Here is a 17,897-nt window from a genome sequence, read left to right as displayed (position 1 = left end):
GGGGGAGAGGTGGCGCAGCGGAGCAGCGACGGAGTGGGGGAACCACCTGGCAACCATCTCTCCCTTTGAACGGGGAAAAGGGAGGAAGCTACGCATGAGGCGCCCCGCCATTTCCAGGAAATCGCGCTGGCCCCGCTGGGCCAGGCGCGGGTTGATGGAAAACATTGCCACGGCGCTGATCGCCATCGGCTTCCTGATGCTGTTCCAGCCCTTCGCGCTGTCGCTCTATACCTATTCCTTCATCACCATGCTCGCCGGCACGGTGATGTTCATCATCGTCTCGAAGTTCCCGGAATAATCATGGCCGAAATTCGCGTCCAACATCTGAGAAAGGCCTTCGGCGATTTCGTCGCCGTCCAGGATTCCAACTTCGTCGTCGAGGACGGCGAGTTCTTCGTCATGCTGGGGCCATCGGGATGTGGCAAGACGACGACACTGAGAATGATCGCCGGGCTCGAACTGCCGACCGGCGGCCAGATCCTGCTCGGCGGCGACGACGTCACCATGCTCAGGGCCCGCGAGCGCGACATCGCATTCGTCTTCCAGCTGTTCGCGCTCTATCCGCACATGAATGTGCGCAAGAACATCGGTTTTCCGCTCTTGGCGCAAGGCATGCCCTCGGCCGAGATCCGCATCCGCGTCGAGGAGACGGCGAAGCTTCTGCGCATCGACCATCTGCTCAACAAATCCGTATCCGGTCTTGCCGGCGGCGACCGCCAGCGCGTCGCGCTCGGCCGCGCCATCGTGAGGCGGCCGAAATGCTTCCTGATGGACGAGCCACTCGGCACGCTCGACACTGAATTCCGTGACCTAATGGTCCATGAGCTGCGCGAACTGCACAACCGCATCCACGCGACGACCGTGTACGTCACGCATGACCAAATGGAAGCCATGTCGATGGCCGACAAGATCGCAGTGATGAACCATGGCGTCATCGAGCAGTTCGGCAGCCCCCGCGAAATCTACGACCGCCCCGCTACCATGTTCGTGGCCGACTTCATCGGCTCGCCGCCGATGAATTTTTTGAAGTTTGGTGGCGGACTCACAAAAGGCGCGAAGGAGGTGGTCGTCCAGGGGGCGACAGTGGCAGTGCCAGAGGTGCGCGAGGACGTAGCGCCTGCCGACATGGCTCTCGGCATTCGCCCCGAACATATCCGCTTCGACGATGCATCCAAGCTGCGCGGCGCCATCTACGGCACCGAATATCTCGGCACCACCCAGATCGTCGCGGTGGAAACGGCGGACGGCATCATAAAGGCGCGGGTGCCGGCCGAAATCCGGCTCAATGCTGGTGACCATGTCGGCCTGACTCTAAACAGCGCGCGGCTGTCGCTGTTCGAAAAAGGCTCCGGGCGCGCGGTGAGAACGGCAATCCACGACACAGCGTCGTTGGGGAGAGCGCAGCATGGCTGACGTGCACATCAAAGGCGTGACCAAAAGCTTCGGCGACCATGTCGCCGTCAGCGGGCTCGACCTGCATATATCGGACGGCGAATTCGTCGTTCTCTTGGGGCCGACCGGCGCCGGCAAGACGACCACACTGCGGCTGATCGCAGGGCTGGAACGGCCGGATGCAGGCACGATCGAGATCGGCGGCCACAATGCCACGACCCTGTCGCCGGCCGAGCGCGACACAGCCTTCGTTTTCCAGCAATATTCGCTCTATCCGCATCTGTCGGTGTTCGACAACCTCGCCTTCCCACTGCGCTCGCCGGCGCGGAAAATACCGGAAGACCAAATCCGCCGCCGGGTCGAGGAGGTCGCGAAGATGGTGCGCATCCATCACAAGCTTGCCAACCGTTCGACCAAATTGTCGGGCGGCGAAATGCAGCGTGTCGCCATCGGCCGCGCGCTGGTGCGCAAGCCTTCCATCTACCTGATGGACGAGCCGCTGTCGTCGCTCGACGCCAAGCTGCGCGCGGATCTCAGGCTCGAATTGAAGCGCATCCAGTCCGAGCTCGGTGCCACCATGCTCTACGTCACGCACGACCAGATCGAGGCGATGACCATGGCCGATCGCATCGGCATCCTCGCCGACGGCGTGCTGGTGCAGATCGGTTCACCACGAACCATTTATTCGGAACCGGCAAATCTGCATGTCGCTGCAAGGCTCGGCCAGCCGGCGATCAATCTTTTGCCGACAGGGCTACTTCCCGATGGCGGCGCGCCGGCCGGCACCAGGACAATCGGCGCGCGCACCGAGCACCTGGCGATCGAGAAGGCCGTGAATGGCCATGCTGATGGCGTCGTCGACTGGGTCGAGCATCTCGGCGACCAGAACCATCTGCACGTGACGGTGGGGCCGAAGAAGCTGGTGACGCTGACCGACCCCGACACCGATCTGGCGCAAGGCGACAAGGTGGTGATCCGCTACCGCTCGCCGCTCTATTTCGGCGCCGACGGACAACGATTGATGTGAGCGGCTTCGGCGCCCCCGCCAAGGCGACGCCGGCTTCCGATTGAGATTGCGAATACGGGACGAATTCGATGAAGCACTTTTTCAACCGCAGGGAAACGATCGTCACCGAGGCCCTGGACGGCCTGTTGCGCACCATCGGCTCAGGCGACCTCGCGCGCCTCGACGGGTATCCCGAGATCAAGGTCGTGCTGCGCGCCGATTGGGACAAGTCCAAGGTTGCCGTCGTCTCCGGCGGCGGCGCCGGGCACGAGCCGTCGCATGCCGGCTTCGTCGGCAAAGGCATGCTGACGGCGGCGGTCTCGGGCGAGATCTTCGCCTCGCCGAGCGTCGAAGCGGTGCTGGCGGCCATTCGCGCGGTCACCGGACCAGCCGGTTGCCTGCTGATCGTCAAGAACTACACCGGCGACCGGCTCAATTTTGGCCTCGCTGCCGAGAAGGCGCGCGCCGAAGGTTTTGCCGTCGAGATGGTGATCGTCGCCGACGACATCGCGCTGCCCGACATCGCCCAGCCGCGCGGCGTTGCCGGCACATTATTCGTGCACAAGATATCAGGCCACCTGTCGGAAGCCGGCAAGGACTTGGCATCCGTCGCGGTGGCCGCGCGTGCGGCGGCAAAGGATATCATCTCGCTCGGAATGTCGATGTCGTCCTGCTCCATTCCCGGCCAGCCGCACGAGGACAGGTTTGGCGAAAACGATGGCGAGCTCGGCCTCGGCATCCACGGTGAGCCGGGCGTCGAGCGCATCGCGGTGCAGAGTGCCGACAAGCTGGTGGCTGTCATGGCGGAGCGCCTCGCGGGGCGGCTCGACACGAAGGCCGGCCATGCCTTGCTGATCAACAATCTCGGTTCCGTGCCGCCGCTCGAAATGTCGCTGGTTGCCAATGCGGTGCTTGCCTCACCGCTGGCAAAGACAGTGAAGTTCACAATTGGCCCCGGACCGTTGATGACGGCACTCAACATGAACGGGTTCTCGCTGTCGCTGATCCGGCTCGATGCGGCACGCGAGGCCGCCTTGCTGGCGCCGGTCGGCCCGCACGCCTGGATGCCCGCCAAGCCGCTCGTTGCGCCCGCTGTCGTACCGATGGCGAAAGCAGCCGGACAAAGCGTGGCACACAGGGCCAGCCGGGATGCCGGCACCAGGCGCTTGATCGTCACGGTCTGCGAGAAGCTGATTTCGCTCGAAGCGGCATTGAACGGACTGGACGCCAAGGCGGGCGACGGCGACACCGGCTCGACGGTGGCGACCGGCGCACGAAGCGTTCTTGATCGGCTCGACACGCTGCCGCTTGCCGACCCCGCGGCGACCCTAGGTGCAGTGGGCGACATATTGAGCGCATCGATGGGCGGCTCCAGCGGGGTGCTGCTGTCGATCTTTTTCACGGCGGCCGGACGGGCCCTGGACGCTGGCGCCGGTGTGCCCAAGGCCCTGCTCGCCGGGCTTGAACGCATGACCTTCTACGGTGGCGCCAAACCCGGCGATCGCACCATGGTCGATGCGCTGGAGCCGGCCTTGAAGGCCTTCGACGGCAACGGCCTTGGCGACGCGGCGACAGCAGCCCGGCGCGGTGCGGAGGCCACCGCGGCCATGGAGAAGGCAAAAGCCGGGCGGTCCGCCTATGTCGGTGCCGGATTGCAGGGCGTGGTCGATCCGGGTGCTCATGCCGTGGCAGAGGTGTTCGCGGCCGCCGCCACACTGCTTGTCACGGCCTGACGCATGCACCAGTTGTCGAACGACCGCTCTTTCGCTACTGCCGGCAAGGTGCAAACCGGGAATTCGGGCGACATGACGGCGCTGGACCTTTCGAGGCTTATCACGGCCGCCGCGGATGCGATTGCCGCGCACGCCGAGGAACTGACCGCGCTCGACCAGGCGATCGGCGACGGCGACCACGGGCTGAACATGAAGCGCGGCTTCGACGCCGTACGGGCCGAGGCCGACGTGTTCGCCGCGAAGCCGTTGCCGGACGCCCTGAAGGCAATTGGCACCAAGCTGGTGATGACGGTGGGCGGCGCTTCCGGCCCGCTGTTCGGCACGCTGTTCATGGCGCTCGGCAAGGAGATTTCGGTGGAACCCGACCGCGCCAATCTGACGGTTGCCTTCGGCAAGGCGATCGAAGCGGTGGCCGCGCGCGGCAAGTCGCAGGTAGGACAAAAAACCATGCTCGATGTGCTGCGGCCGGTGCATGACGCCTTGGCCGGGGAAAGGACGGCGGCTGAAATAGCCAACGTCGCCGACGCCGCGGCCGAAGCCACCGTGCCTATGAAGGCACTGCGCGGCCGCGCCTCGTTCCTCGGAGACCGCTCGATCGGCCATATGGATGCCGGCGCGCGCTCGACCGCGCTGCTGGTGCGCACGCTGGCGCAAATCATCGGGGGCAAAGCATGAGCAATGTCGGGATTGTGATCGTGTCGCATTCGCCGCTGGTCGCCGAGGGCACGGCCGACATGGTACGCCAAATGGTCGGCGACGAGGTGCCGCTTGCGTGGTGCGGCGGAAACGGCCATGGCGGGCTCGGCACCAATGTCGAGGCGATCATGGGCGCCATCGACAAGGCCTGGTCGGACGCCGGCGTCGCCATTCTTGTCGATCTCGGCGGCGCCGAGACCAATTCGGAAATGGCGGTGGAATTGATCGGCGAGCCGCGTGCGCACAAAATCATCGTCTGCAACGCGCCGATCGTCGAGGGCGCGGTGATGGCGGCGACCGAGGCATCCGGCGGCGCCTCGCTCCGGGAAGTGGTGGCGACGGCGCACGAATTGTCGCCATCGTGAGCGAACGGGATTTTTGAAGATATGTCCGCAACCGCCGAAGCGACCGTCCTGATCACCCACGATGTGGGCCTGCATGCGCGTCCTTCGGTGAAGTTCACCAAGCTGGCCAAGAGCTTTGCCGCCGAGGTGGAGATTGCACTCGCCGCCAACGGCCCATGGTTCGATGCAAAAAGCATCGTCAAAGTGATGGCGGCCAAGGCGCCGAAGGGCACGGTGCTGCACATCAGGGCCAACGGCGATGGCGCCGATGATGCTATCCGGGCGCTGGTCGAACTGGTGCAGCGCGATTTCGACGAGGACGCCGGCCATGTCCGCTCGGCTTGAGGCCGATCCGCGCCTGCGCTCACCCGCTGGGAACGCGTGCCATGCGTATTGAGGGTGTTCCTGCCTCGGCCGGCTATGCCGAGGGACCTCTGTTCGACCTCGGCCAGCCCGCGGGCATTTACGTTAGCAAGGCAAGCTCCGTCGAGGAGAGGACGTCCCTGCAGGCCGCGATCGGCAAGGCGGTGAACCGGCTCGTGGCCATGGTCGGAACCGCCGAGAAAGATGCGGCCGACATACTCGAATTCCACATCGCCATGCTGGAAGACGACGCGCTGAGCGGGCCGGCCTTCGCATCGATCGCTTCCGGAACACCCGCCGACACGGCCTGGCGGCAGGCACTCGATGCCGAGATCGCCGGCTACGAGGCTTCGGACCAGGATTATTTCCGCGCCCGCGCCACGGACCTTCGGGATATCAGGGACCAGGTTCTGCGTGCCCTGACCGAGGACAGTGACCAAGCCGCGCCGTCCGGCGCCATCCTCTACGGCGAGGACATCGCGCCGACGCGCTTTCTCGAAACCGACTGGAGCCATGGCGGCGGCATCGCTCTGAAGGCAGGCAGCACCGCCAGCCATGTCGCCATGCTGGCGCGCTCGCGTGGCGTGCCGATGGTCGTGGGCCTGCGCGAGCCGCTCACCGCCGTTGCCGACATGGCACTGCTCGACGCGGAGCACGGCAATATCGTCCTGGCGCCCTCGCCGGCCGAGATCGGCTCGTTCCGGCAGTCATCCTCTTCCTTCACCGCCGGCCAGGGTAAGGCACGGACTTTTCTGGCGCGGCCGGCCCTGACAAAAACCGGCACGGCGGTGCGCGTACAGGTCAACATCGCCGATCCTAGGGATGTCGATGCCATCGACATCGCGACCTGCGACGGTGTCGGCCTGATGCGCACCGAATTCCTGTTCGGCAAAACGCTGCCGGATGAGGAGACGCAGTATCGTGCCTATCGCAAGGTGCTGGAATGGGCCGGCGAAAAGCCGGTGACGATCCGTACCGTCGATGCCGGCGGCGACAAGCCGGTGCCAGGCTTCACCGTCGAGGAAGGCAATCCATTCCTTGGCCTGCGCGGCATCAGGCTGTCGCTGGCCAGGCCCGATATATTCCGGATTCAAATCAGGGCATTGCTGCGCGCCGCGCCGCACGGCAATCTCAAAATCATGTTTCCGATGATCGCCACATCAGCAGAGTATGAGAGCGCCGCCGCCCTGTTCGCCGAGGAGCGGGTAGCCCTTGCCGCGCGCGGCATCGCGCAAAAAATGCCGCCGCTCGGCATCATGGTCGAAGTGCCCTCGGTGGCCATCGCGCCGGAGGCGTTTACCGGCGTCGCCTTCCTGTCGATCGGTTCCAACGATCTGACGCAATATGTGATGGCGGCCGCGCGCGACAATGCCGCTGTGGCACACCTGAATTCAGTCCGCCATCCTGCGGTGTTGAGGCTGATCGCCTCGGTCGCGGCCTTTGGACGGGAGACCGGGATCGCCGTCAGCCTGTGCGGCGATGCCGGCGGCGACCCCGCCTCGATTCCCTCTCTGCTGGAAGCCGGTCTGCGCGATCTTTCCGTGGCGCCGGCGCAACTCGCCATGGCCAAGGCGGCCATAGCCGACGTTCCGGTCTAGGCATGGCCGACATCAAACCCGAACCCGGTTCCGAAGAAGCGATCCGCGCCTACAAGACGATCCTGTCGCAAGTCATCGACCAGCGGCCGTCCGGCATGCGCCAGCGGCTCGCCGATGCGCTTGGCAAGCACCGCAGCTTCGTCACGCAGATTTCGAGCCCGAGCTACTCGATTCCCATTCCGTCGAAACATCTGCCGGCCATCTTTTCCGTCTGCCATTTCAGCCAGGCCGAGCGGGACCAGTTTCTTGCCGCCTATCACCAGGCACATCCCGGGAAGATCTCGGTCGCCGCGGGCGCGCGCAAGACAAGGCACGTTTCGCTCATCGTGCCGGATTTCGGCGACGACAAGCAGAATGCGGCGCTCGACCGAGCGATCAACGAATTCATCCAGAAGGTCACCAGCATCACCGGCAAGAGCGGCTGAACGACCCTTGATGCTGGCTATTTCGGGAGGAGACGGCCGTGAAGAAATTCATGAACTCGGTGGACACGGTGCTGACCGAGAGCCTTGACGGTTTCGCGGCCGCCCATGCCGACATCCTTGTGCTTGGCGAGGAGCACAAATTCATCCGCCGCAAGATGCTCAAGCCGGGCAAGGTGGCGCTGATCTCCGGCGGCGGCTCCGGCCACGAGCCGCTGCATGGCGGCTTTGTCGGCCGTGGCATGCTGGACGCCGCCTGTCCCGGCCAGGTGTTCACCTCGCCGACACCGGATCAGATGCTGGCGGCCGCGCAAGCCGTCGACACCGGCGCCGGCTGCCTGTTCATCGTCAAGAACTACGAAGGCGACGTGATGAACTTCGAGATGGCGGCGGAGATGTCCGATGGCGTGCTGCAGGTCGTCACCAATGACGACGTCGCCGTCGAGAATTCGTCCTACACAACCGGGCGGCGCGGCGTGGCGGGTACGCTGGTGGTGGAAAAGATCGTTGGCGCCGCCGCCGAGCACGGGGTGGCGTTGCCGGCGTTGAAGGCGCTGGGTGACCGCGTCAACGACGCCACCCGCTCGATGGGCGTGGCGTTGACCAGCGGCACCGTGCCGGCTGCCGGCAAACCGACCTTCGACATCGGCGATGGCGAGATGGAATTCGGCGTCGGCATCCATGGCGAGCCCGGCCGCCGTCGCGACAGGCTGAAAAGCGCCGATGCGATTGTCGAAGAAATCTGCGCTGCGATCCTGGGCGATCTCGACGACAGGGCGAAAGGACCCGCGCTGCTGTTCGTCAACGGCTTCGGCGGCACGCCGCTGATGGAGCTCTATCTGATGTACAACAGCGCCCGCCGGATTTTCGAGCAACATGGCGTGACGGTTACCCGCTCGCTGGTCGGCACCTATGTCACCTCGCTCGACATGGCCGGCTGCTCGATCACGCTGAGCCTGCTCGACGACGAACTGACGGAATGGTGGGACGCACCTGTCCACACCGCCGCGCTGCGCTGGGGCCTGTAAGGCTGGCTTCAGCCGTGCTTTTCTGCAACCATTCCGGACAATCCACTTAACGATGGATTTGTCCGGATCGATGCTGCCGTCTCTTACTCCAGCTGAAGAAAAACTGCTGCTGCGCTTCGCCGATCCGGAAGCTGCGGCGGTCGGGGACAATTTATCAGCGAAGGCGCTGTCTGCCCTGCTCGACAATGCCGAATTCCATGGCGTCCTCCCGATCATGCTGCGCAAGCTCGGGGAGCGTGGCGATGCGCACCTGCCGTCGGATACTGGTTTGCGAGACAAACTCGACGACCTGCGCCAGAGGGCGACGATCGCCACCGGCCAGTCGATGCTGCTTCAGTACCATGGCGACCGCATCATGAAGGGAATGGCGGCGGAGGGTATTCCGGCGCGGATCGTCAAGGGGCCGGTCTTCGCGCGAAAACTCTATCGCAATGTATCCGACCGGCCTTTCACCGACATCGACATCCTGGTCGAGCCCGCCAACCTTGCGCGGGCAAACCGAGTGATTGCGGCATGCGGCTTCGAGCTTGCCAGCAACGAGGCCGAATCCTACCGGCTGCAGGAATTCAAATGGCTGGAAAAGGAGAATTCCAGTCTGCTGGTCGAGTTGCATGGCGACCTTGTGCACGACATCGGCATGCGGCGGCGCCTGTCGCTGGGTTTTCGCGAGCTTGGCATCATCGATGGCGACGCGACGGATACGCCGGCCGCCCTTCTGACGATCGCCATCGTGCATGCCGCCGGCGGCCACAAATTCCACCGTCTGCAGCTTTGCGTCGACGTGCTGCAAGGTGTGAGGGCGCTGCAATCCCCGGTTTCGGAAACCCGCCTGCTCGACGCCGCGCGCATGACCGGCATCGAACTCGAACTTGCGATCGTGCTCAACGTAACCGGGCGGCTGTTCGACGAACCGCATGCGCTGGCACTCGCCGGGCGAATAAAGCCCGACCTGTCGATCCGACTGGCCAAGAAGCTGATCACGACCAACACGCTGCTCAGGGTCAATTCCCGGGAGAAGATCGGCTCGCGGCTACGCCGCGATGCCTTTCGCTGGATCCAGCGGCTGGCCAAGGCCAGGCCATACGCCGCTTGAGCGGACCGTCAGTCCAGTGATGCCAACCTAGCGCTTATCAGCGCCGCCGCATCGGCCGGACGCACGCCTACTTCCAGGGTAAAGGTCGGCACCGACGACACCAGTCCGCGGATCGCCGCCAACCTGCGCTTCTGCAGCGGCAGCAGACCGGTCGCGCCGGTGCGGACATTGTCCATCGCCAGCGCCACCATCGCGTCGGTCCGGGCCATGGGCGCGAGCCGGGTCTCTTCGTCGCCGGATCGCGCAAGATGCAGGAGCGCTGCGACCGGACGGGCGGTCGGACTTTCGATTTTTACGATCCCACTCAGCTTTTCCAGCGAAACAGCCTGTTCGCCATTGCGGTCCCATGACAGACCGAGGCATGGCGCCACAAGCGGGATCATCCGCGCGGTCTTCTCATGGATCTTGACATGGCGCGGCAAACCCCAGGCGGCAGGCGAGGGGGAAGCGAGATTCAGGATCATGGCGTCGTCGGAGCACAGGCCGAATCCTCGCGTTGCCAAGGCCAGCGATGTGGTGGTCTTGCCGGTGCCGCTCGGGGCATGGATCAGCACGACGGCGTCGCGGCCCGGCAACGTCAGCCCGGCCGTGTGCAGCATATGCTGGCCGCCTGCGTCGAGTGCTGCGTCCAACACCAGCATCGATGGCGTCCAGGCGGCCTTCGCACCGGGACGAACCCGGAGTTCGGCCCAACCCTCCTCGTCATTGACGACAACGGCTTGGCGTTCGGGAAAGACGAGATGGACCGTGCCGCCATCCGCGATCATCCGGCAGTAGCCGTCCTCCGGTATCTCGCCCTCGAAGACGAGCGATCCGCCGGGCGCTTCGTCCAGAACGTCCGCCTCTGTGATCTCGAGGCGAAAATTCGGCTCGACGGGACCTGTGACACGCAAGGTGCCCAGCATCCCGTCGAAATCCTGCCACAGGCCGGGGCGCTCGGCCGATATGCCGAGGATCTGGCCATTGAGGTCATAGAATACTGAAGGTCTGGTCAAGCGGAGCGCACCTTCGTGGCGGCGGTGGCGGGGTGACGGTAGATCTCGACCATGCCGGGAAGGCTGTCACTGACCACCGGCTTGCCGTCCAGGCACACCCAGCAATGCGCCGCCAGCCGCGACGCTTGCAGCGACTTCGGATCGACGCCGAAACGCAGCTGCGGATCGAAACCGGCAAGGCGCAGGAAGCGATGGCCGAGCAAGCCCTCCCGCAAGCATCTGCGGTCACGCATCAGCCAGGGATGACGCACGGCACGGTTGACGCGGGCGACAATGTAGGGGGCAGGCAGGCCGCGATAGGGCGCCGGCGAGGCGAGCGGCGCCCATTTCAGCACGTCCTCGAAGCTGCGATTGGCAATGAGAATTGGCATCAGCCGCGCGCTTGCCCAGAGATGACAGCGGAACAAGGCGCGCAGGAGAGGACCGTCCACCATCAAGCGGTGCCTTCAGCCATCAAGCCTGGAGCAGCGAGAATGCCTTCCGAGACCAGATCGCTGGCCAGCGCCGCCATGTCCTCGTCAAGCGTGCCCTTGTCGATTTCGAACTCCTCGCAAAGCAGGCCGACGATCTGGCCGAGGCTGCGCGCGCCATCCACCTTGTCGAGAAAGGCTTCGGTCGTCCCGTTGCAGGTATAAAGCTGGCCGCTGCGCGCCAAAAGCACCACCGCGCCGTCGCCGACATGCTGAACCGAGGCATCGTCCGCCAGTCGCAGAACCGTTCCAGAGGCAATTTCCATAACGAACCCCAAAAGCCATGCAAAACCCGGAAATGAGATAGCGCGGTGGTGGGGCGCTGTCTATTGGCCGGCCGGGATGGCTCGCGTGGCTCTATGCTTGCAGCACGCTTGTCAGGCCGCAACATCCATCCAGCGTCGAAAATCGTCCCAGAAAATAGTCGTCGGAATGGCGCGCCAGGCAAGCATGCTGACCGGCAGGCCCGTTGCTTTTCTTCCCTCCAGTAAGGTAAGAACTCCCCGGGTCTTGGGGAGATAGCGTATGCGTTACAATTGGGAGCGGGCTCCGACGACTTTCGAACGTCATCGAAAAGCTCTGGCGACAGCCATTTTGATCTTCGGCGGCGTCGGCCTCATGCTGGTGGCCTTGCCGATCTAGCGCCGTCGACATTCGCCCAACGAATCCGGCTTGTTAGACGGCAATCGACAGATTGTTCAGCGGGGTTGTCCGGTCACCGCTATCAAGCGGCGATCGCACCCTTAAAACCCCGGCTGAAGCGCTGCACAGCCCGACGATTACCGCCGGCTTGCCTGCCGGTGTGTATTCACAGGATTCCGACAGGCTGTAGGAGGTCGGACGGTTCCTCGAGCCTGGTCCCGATCGACCATTGATGGCGCATGCGCTCACATCCTCCCGCTCGATATCGTCGGACAGCGGGCATCCCGGTCAGGACAAGACCGGTTCAAACGAAAATCAGGGAAGACAGCGCCGGAAAAAACAGCATAGGCTGTTTGCAAAGACGGCAAATGGTTTCCGGGAGGGTACGGATGGCTTCACGCTATCACGAGATCTATGACGGCTGGAAACGCGACCCGGAAAAATTCTGGGCCGACGCGGCCGGCGCCATCGACTGGTATTCGCCCTGGAACAGGGTGTTCGATGCCACCGCCGGCGTCTACGGCCGCTGGTTCACCGGCGCGACCTGCAACACCTGCTACAATGCCCTTGACCGGCATGTCGCCGGCGGGCGGGCCGACCAGATCGCGCTGATTTACGACAGCGCCATCACCGGCACGGTGAAAAAGTTCACCTATGCCGAACTGAAGCGCGAGGTGGTGGCGCTGACCTCGGTTTTAAAGAACCGCGGCGTCGGCAAGGGTGACCGCGTCATCATCTACATGCCGATGGTGGCGGAAGCGGCCATCGCCATGCTCGCCTGCGCCCGCATCGGCGCGGTGCATTCGGTCGTGTTCGGCGGCTTTGCCTCGCATGAGCTTGCCACCCGCATCGACGACGCAAAACCGAAACTGATCATCTCGGCCTCCTGCGGCCTGGAGCCGGGGCGGGTCGTCGCCTACAAGCCGCTGCTCGACAAGGCGATCGAGATGTCCCGCCACAAGCCGGACGCCTGCCTGATCCTGCAGCGCGATCAGCTGCGCTGCGATTTGAAGGACCATTTCGACATCGACTATGCCGACGCCGTCGCTCGTGAGCGCGCAGCCGGCGCCAATGTCGACTGCGTGCCGGTGCTGGCCACCGACCCACTCTACATCATCTACACGTCAGGCACGACGGGCCAGCCCAAGGGCATCGTGCGGGACAATGGCGGCCACATGGTCGCGCTGAAATGGACGATGGAAAACGAGTTCGGCGTGAAGCCCAGGGAAGTGTTCTGGGCGGCGTCCGATGTCGGTTGGGTGGTCGGCCATTCCTACATCGTCTACGGCCCGCTGCTGCATGGCTGCACCAGCATCCTGTTCGAAGGCAAGCCGATCGGCACGCCCGACGCCGGCACCTACTGGCGCGTTATCGCGGAACATGGCGTGGTTGCGTTGTTCACCGCGCCGACTGCCTTCCGCGCCATCAAGGGGCAGGATCCCAAAGGCGAGTTCGTACCGAAATACGATCTGTCGAAATTCCGCACCCTGTTCCTGGCCGGCGAACGCGCCGACCCCGAAACCATCAAATGGGCGGAGCAGAAGCTGAACGTGCCGGTGGTCGATCATTGGTGGCAGACCGAGACCGGATCGCCGATGACGATCAACCCCGCTGGGCTCGGCCTGTTGCCGGTGAAGTACGGCTCGCCCGGGGTACCGATGCCCGGCTACGATATCCGCGTGCTCGACGATGCCGGCCATGAGGTGCCGCGCGGCACGCTCGGCAATGTCGTGGTCAAGCTGCCGCTGCCCGCGGGCTGCCTGCCGACCCTGTGGAACGCCGATGCCCGCTTCCGCCAGGCCTATCTCGATGAGTTCCCCGGCTTCTACAAGACGGCCGATGCCGGCATGATCGACGAGGACGGGTATCTCTACGTGATGGCCCGCACCGACGATATCATCAACGTTGCCGGCCACCGATTGTCGACGGGCGCCATGGAAGAGGTGCTGGCCGCCCATCCCGATGTCGCCGAATGCGCCGTCGTCGGCATCGCCGATGCGATGAAGGGCCAGATTCCGCTCGGCTTCGTGGTGCTGAACGCCGGTGTCGCGCGCGACGGCGCCGCCATCGAGAAGGAGGTCGTCGCGCTGGTGCGCGAGCGCATCGGCCCGGTGGCCGCCTTCAAGACCGTGGTGACGATTAAGCGCCTGCCCAAGACGCGCTCGGGCAAGATCCTGCGCGGCACCATGCAGAAGATCGCCGACAAGGAAGCGTGGATGATGCCTGCAACCATCGACGACCCCGCCATCCTCGATGAGATCACCGCTGCCCTGACGGAGCGCGGAATCGGCGTCTAAGGAGCACTGCCGGGACCTGACTGGAGCTACCGTTGCGCGATGTTGCGACGCGGCGAACTTTGTGATGACCGCTGGGCGCAATCGTAGATTGTGCGATGCAACATTCCGCCCTACAGTTCCCGCGGGGGGCCATTCGATTGGATCGCATGGCTCAGAAAAAAATAACCTTTGGCGGTATCGACATCCTGCGGTTTCTCGCCGCCGTGCTGGTCATGGTCTATCACTACGGCTTCTGGGTCTGGGCCTATCCCGACGGCATCTCGGCGCAAGCGACTGGTGGCGTTCCGGCGCAGCCTGGGATCGGCGCCTGGGTCGGGTCCGGCTGGGTCGGCGTCGAGATCTTCTTCGTCATCAGCGGTTTCGTCATTGCCTTCAGCGCCGAGAATTCGACGCCGCTGCGGTTTTTCGAGGCAAGGGTCAAAAGGCTGGCGCCGGCGGTCTGGATTTGTGCCCCGATCACCACGGCGCTGTTGCTGCTGATCGGCTTGAGCTGGCCGACCGATGCGGTGGTTCGGCTCGTGCGCACCGGCCTGTTCGCGCCTTATGGTCCCTGGGTGGACAGCGTCTACTGGACGCTCGGCATCGAAATCGCCTTCTACGCCATCGTCTGGATCCTGCTGCGGCTCGGCCGTTTCAACCTGATGGAAAGGGTTGCCATCGTCATCGGCATGGTCAGCACGCTGTTCTGGTGCCTTTATTATCCGCTCGGCTGGTCCGCCTTCGCCGAGACGCGGTGGCTGCAGCTCGTGCTGGTGCATCATGGCTCATTCTTCGCGGTCGGCGTGCTCATCTGGCTGATGCGGTTCAAGGCGGTGACGGCGTCTCGCCTTGGCTTCTGCCTGCTGTTCCTCGGCGGTGGGGTGCTGCAGATCGCCAGCTCCGTCGACGTCCATAGCATCAAAGTCGGAGCCGTGATGCCGTACGGGCCGCCAATCTTGATCTTCCTCGCGGCCATCGCGCTGATGGCGTGGTCGCTCACGCTTGATCTCAGATGGAGCGGCTGGCGCCGGATCGGCCTGATGACCTATCCGCTCTATCTGATCCACGACGTCATCGGCGCGGCGATGCTCGGCGCCATGGTGCGCTCCGGGCTGCCTTATCTCCTGTCGATGGCAATGGTCGGCGCGACCATGATCGCGGCAAGCTGGCTGGTGGCAACCGAGGCCGAACCGCGCATCCGGCTGCTGCTCGACCACACGCTTTTCCGTTACCGGCTGAAGGCGGCATAGCCTCGAGCTATACGCCGCTCCGCCTCATGTCCGGCCGCATGAACGGCGGCCGGACGGTGCGCAGGTTCAAGACATGATGGCAACGGCCTTATCTCAGACCGCCGCCTTCGAACGCACTTCCGACTTGTCGAGATAATAGCTCGAGTACTTGTCGAAGAATTTCTCCGACGCGCCGAACGACCCGTATTTGGCGAGCTTCTTCAGATCGACCTTGTTCAGCACCGCGCCGACGATCTTGTTGGCGACATAGGGTTCGGATTCCAGCATCGAACGCACCATGGCGCGCGGCGTGCGGCCCCATTCGGTGACGAGCACGAAGCCGTCGACCAGCGGCGCGAAGGCCTTGGCGTCGACCACCGGGCCAAGCGGCGGGAGATCGACGACGATGTATTCGAAGGTCTCCTTGGCGTTCTCGATGAAACGCCGCATGCCGGCCGAGGAGAGAAGCTCGCTGGTGTGCGAGAAATGCCCGCGCAGCACAGCCGGAATGATCGCCAGCTTGGTCTGCCTGTCGATCTTGCCGACGGACTGCCAAGTCTGGCCGCTCACCACCGCTTCCATCAAGCCTTGCTCGGCTTCCATGCCGAGGCTGCGGCTAAGGCCCGGATTGCGCAGATCGCCGTCGATGAGCAGCGTCCTGGAGCCATTGGCGGCGAGCAGCCCGGCGAGATTGGCCGCGACCGTCGACTTGCCTTCGCCGGGCAGGACCGAGATCACGCCGATGACGCGGCTGCCTTGCCCTTCCATCACCACATCGAAGGCGATCTTGGCGCTGCGCAGCGTTTCGGAGAACATCGATGCCGGAGCGTCGATGCTCACCCGCATCCGTGCGCGCCTTTCGATCGCGGCCGGCGATCTGGCGACCTTGAGATCGGGTTCGGCTGGCTTGTCTTCCTTGCTCGGTTTGCTGCCGATGGTCGGCAGGTACCCGAGGAATTTGAGGCCGACGCGGTCGCGGACCTCCTCGCCGGTCCTGAAGAACCGCTCGTTGAACTCGTTGAGGCCGCCGAAGCCGGCGCCCATCAGAACCCCGAGCACCAGCGAAAGGCCGAGCACGATGACGGTGCGCGGGCTCGAGGCGGCAAGCGGCGTCGACGCATCCGAGATGATGCGGATCTTGCCGACCGGGAAGGATTGCTGCTGCGCGGCTTCCTCGTAGCGTCCGAGGAACGTCTGGTAGAGCGTGGAGAGTGCCGTCGCCTTCTGGTCGAGATCACGCAATTGGACCTGCGACTGGTTGTCGATCGAACTCTTGCCCTGCGCGGCGGCGACATTGGCCCTGAGCGCGGTCTCGCGCGCCAACGCCACCTCATACTCGTTGCGGTAGCTTTCGGTGAGCTGCTTCAGTTCGCCGAAGATCTGCGTCGAGATATCGGCCTTCTCCTTGGCGAGCGCCACCGCCTGCGGATGCTGCGGGCCGAAATTCGCCTCGACATCCTGCTGCCGTTTGGCGACCGTGAGGTAGCGGGTCTTCAACGCCGCAATGACCGAGCTGGCTGGCTGGTCGCTGGATATGGCGGCATCCTTGAAAGCGTTGTCCGAGCCGCTGTCGACGATCGACTTGTATTGCTGGTAACGGGCGCTGGCACGCGCGGTGTCGGCCTGCGCCACGATGAGCTGGGCGTTCAGGTCGGCGAGCTGCTTGTCGCTCATCAGCTGGCCGTCGCTGTTGGCGGACAGGCCGTGTTCGGCCCTGAATTTCTCGACCGCCAGCGATGCCTGCTGCGAGCTCTCGCGCAGTTCGGTTAGCCGGCCCTGCAGCCAGACCGCCGCGCGCTCGGTGGCGTCGAAGCTGGCATCGAGCTGGTCGGCGAGATAAGCGTCTGCATAGGCCTTGGTGATGGCCTTCGCCAATGCCGGATCCGTCGCCTGGTAGCCAAGCGCGATAACGTAGCTTCGCCCGACGCGATCCGCCCTGATCTCGTTCTGCAGCTTGAGGATCGCGTAGTCGCGGCGCGACGTGGCGATCAGCGCATCGCGCGCGGCGGGGTCGAGCTTGGTGATATCGCCGACGCCCGGCATGACCGGGCTGCTCGGACGAACATACTGGATCAGACCACGGATCAGGCCGACGCCCTGGGCAAGGGCCGACTGGGGCGGGTTCATGAACGTGTCGTTCTGGTCGAGCTTGAGCTTGTCGACGACCACGGCGGCAAGCCGCGTCGAGGTCAGGATCTCGATCTGGCTCAGAATCGCGGAATCGGTCTGCATCGTCGTCGATGCCGCCGAGATGTCGTCGACGATCTTGTTCAGACCTTCATCGATCAACACGCTGGAAACCGACACGAATTTTGGCGGCGTGGTCTGCAGATAGAGCATGCCCAGGAAGAGGCCGATGACGGCGCACACGCCAACCACCTTGGCCTGCCGTGCGGCCATGCCAAGCAGCCGCTCGATGTCGATGAAGTCGTCGCCGTCTCCTGCTTCCGAATTCGGCAATGGCATCCTCTTGTCGAGAGGAAAATTGGCATAGTTCATCTTCGGTCCAATTCTGGCTTGTCTCGCTCGCAGGCCCCGGAGAGATCGGGAGCATTGGCAGGCGCGACACACGCTTGGTGCCGGACAGCGCGGAGCCGGCCGGCGCCTCCG

Annotated in this window: 17 protein-coding genes; 13 read left to right on the top strand and 4 right to left on the bottom strand. The window is 64.2% G+C overall.

Annotated elements, in window-relative coordinates; genetic code table 11:
* Nucleotides 1–94: 94 nt before the first annotated feature.
* The 11 genes from LB557_RS16135 to LB557_RS16085 all read left to right on the top strand — a co-directional run bounded on the left by LB557_RS16135 (nt 95) and on the right by LB557_RS16085 (nt 9,675).
* On the top strand, nt 95–298 hold the full coding sequence (locus tag LB557_RS16135; RefSeq protein ID WP_140660525.1) for a hypothetical protein: 204 nt from the start codon (nt 95–97) through the stop codon (nt 296–298).
* A gap of 2 nt (nt 299–300) precedes the next feature.
* Nucleotides 301–1,413 (top strand): ABC transporter ATP-binding protein, encoded by a 1,113-nt coding sequence (locus LB557_RS16130; RefSeq protein ID WP_224641618.1) that lies wholly within the window; start codon nt 301–303, stop codon nt 1,411–1,413.
* Nucleotides 1,406–2,419: an ABC transporter ATP-binding protein gene (locus tag LB557_RS16125; RefSeq protein WP_140723247.1), complete on the top strand. Its 1,014-nt coding sequence runs from the start codon at nt 1,406–1,408 to the stop codon at nt 2,417–2,419. The genes LB557_RS16130 and LB557_RS16125 overlap by 8 nt, the downstream gene beginning before the upstream one ends.
* Before the next feature lie 68 nt (nt 2,420–2,487).
* Nucleotides 2,488–4,131: a dihydroxyacetone kinase subunit DhaK gene (locus tag LB557_RS16120; protein ID WP_224641617.1), complete on the top strand. Its 1,644-nt coding sequence runs from the start codon at nt 2,488–2,490 to the stop codon at nt 4,129–4,131.
* Nucleotides 4,132–4,203: 72 nt separating this feature from the next.
* Nucleotides 4,204–4,806 carry a dihydroxyacetone kinase subunit DhaL gene (gene dhaL, locus LB557_RS16115; protein WP_224641616.1) on the top strand — a complete coding sequence of 201 codons (603 nt, stop codon included), beginning with the start codon at nt 4,204–4,206 and terminating at the stop codon, nt 4,804–4,806.
* Entirely contained in the window at nt 4,803–5,192 is a 390-nt protein-coding gene (gene dhaM / locus LB557_RS16110) for a dihydroxyacetone kinase phosphoryl donor subunit DhaM (protein WP_015314198.1), read from the top strand. The genes dhaL and dhaM overlap by 4 nt, the downstream gene beginning before the upstream one ends.
* A gap of 21 nt (nt 5,193–5,213) precedes the next feature.
* A complete protein-coding gene (locus LB557_RS16105) occupies nt 5,214–5,516 on the top strand; it encodes an HPr family phosphocarrier protein (protein ID WP_015314199.1) in 303 nt (100 codons plus the stop codon).
* Nucleotides 5,517–5,557: 41 nt separating this feature from the next.
* Nucleotides 5,558–7,132, top strand: coding sequence for a phosphoenolpyruvate--protein phosphotransferase (gene ptsP, locus LB557_RS16100; protein ID WP_224641614.1), 1,575 nt, complete (start codon nt 5,558–5,560; stop codon nt 7,130–7,132).
* A 2-nt stretch (nt 7,133–7,134) separates the two neighbouring features.
* Nucleotides 7,135–7,557, top strand: coding sequence for a hypothetical protein (locus tag LB557_RS16095; protein WP_015314201.1), 423 nt, complete (start codon nt 7,135–7,137; stop codon nt 7,555–7,557).
* Nucleotides 7,558–7,595: 38 nt separating this feature from the next.
* Nucleotides 7,596–8,582 carry a dihydroxyacetone kinase subunit DhaK gene (dhaK, locus tag LB557_RS16090; protein WP_224641612.1) on the top strand — a complete coding sequence of 329 codons (987 nt, stop codon included), beginning with the start codon at nt 7,596–7,598 and terminating at the stop codon, nt 8,580–8,582.
* 70 nt (nt 8,583–8,652) lie between these two features.
* Nucleotides 8,653–9,675, top strand: a complete 1,023-nt coding sequence (locus LB557_RS16085) for a nucleotidyltransferase family protein (RefSeq protein WP_181174573.1) — start codon at nt 8,653–8,655, stop codon at nt 9,673–9,675.
* 8 nt (nt 9,676–9,683) lie between these two features.
* Here the strand turns inward: LB557_RS16085 and LB557_RS16080 are convergent, their stop codons facing one another.
* From LB557_RS16080 to LB557_RS16070, 3 genes are read right to left on the bottom strand one after another with little or no spacing between them, the layout of a single operon-like run.
* Nucleotides 9,684–10,670, bottom strand: a complete 987-nt coding sequence (locus LB557_RS16080; protein WP_224641611.1) for a serine kinase — start codon at nt 10,668–10,670, stop codon at nt 9,684–9,686.
* The gene (locus LB557_RS16075) at nt 10,667–11,104 is read right to left on the bottom strand and encodes a lasso peptide biosynthesis B2 protein (RefSeq protein WP_140614927.1); all 438 of its coding nucleotides are present in this window, start codon (nt 11,102–11,104) and stop codon (nt 10,667–10,669) included. Before LB557_RS16075 ends, LB557_RS16080 begins: the two co-directional genes overlap by 4 nt.
* Nucleotides 11,104–11,406, bottom strand: a complete 303-nt coding sequence (locus LB557_RS16070) for a PqqD family protein (RefSeq protein WP_015314206.1) — start codon at nt 11,404–11,406, stop codon at nt 11,104–11,106. Before LB557_RS16070 ends, LB557_RS16075 begins: the two co-directional genes overlap by 1 nt.
* A 765-nt stretch (nt 11,407–12,171) precedes the next feature.
* Here LB557_RS16070 and LB557_RS16065 point away from each other — a divergent pair.
* Together LB557_RS16065 and LB557_RS16060 are read left to right on the top strand one after the other, a co-directional pair.
* Nucleotides 12,172–14,079, top strand: coding sequence for a propionyl-CoA synthetase (locus tag LB557_RS16065; RefSeq protein ID WP_224641608.1), 1,908 nt, complete (start codon nt 12,172–12,174; stop codon nt 14,077–14,079).
* 146 nt (nt 14,080–14,225) lie between these two features.
* Nucleotides 14,226–15,308, top strand: coding sequence for an acyltransferase family protein (locus tag LB557_RS16060; protein WP_140660514.1), 1,083 nt, complete (start codon nt 14,226–14,228; stop codon nt 15,306–15,308).
* 93 nt (nt 15,309–15,401) lie between these two features.
* On the opposite strand, the gene LB557_RS16055 is transcribed toward LB557_RS16060, so the two are convergent.
* Entirely contained in the window at nt 15,402–17,786 is a 2,385-nt protein-coding gene (locus tag LB557_RS16055; RefSeq protein WP_140660513.1) for a polysaccharide biosynthesis tyrosine autokinase, read from the bottom strand.
* Nucleotides 17,787–17,897 lie beyond the last annotated feature (111 nt).

The organism is Mesorhizobium sp. BR115XR7A (assembly GCF_020165315.1).
Classification (GTDB): domain Bacteria; phylum Pseudomonadota; class Alphaproteobacteria; order Rhizobiales; family Rhizobiaceae; genus Mesorhizobium; species Mesorhizobium australicum.
This window is presented reverse-complemented; position numbering and strand designations above follow the sequence as displayed.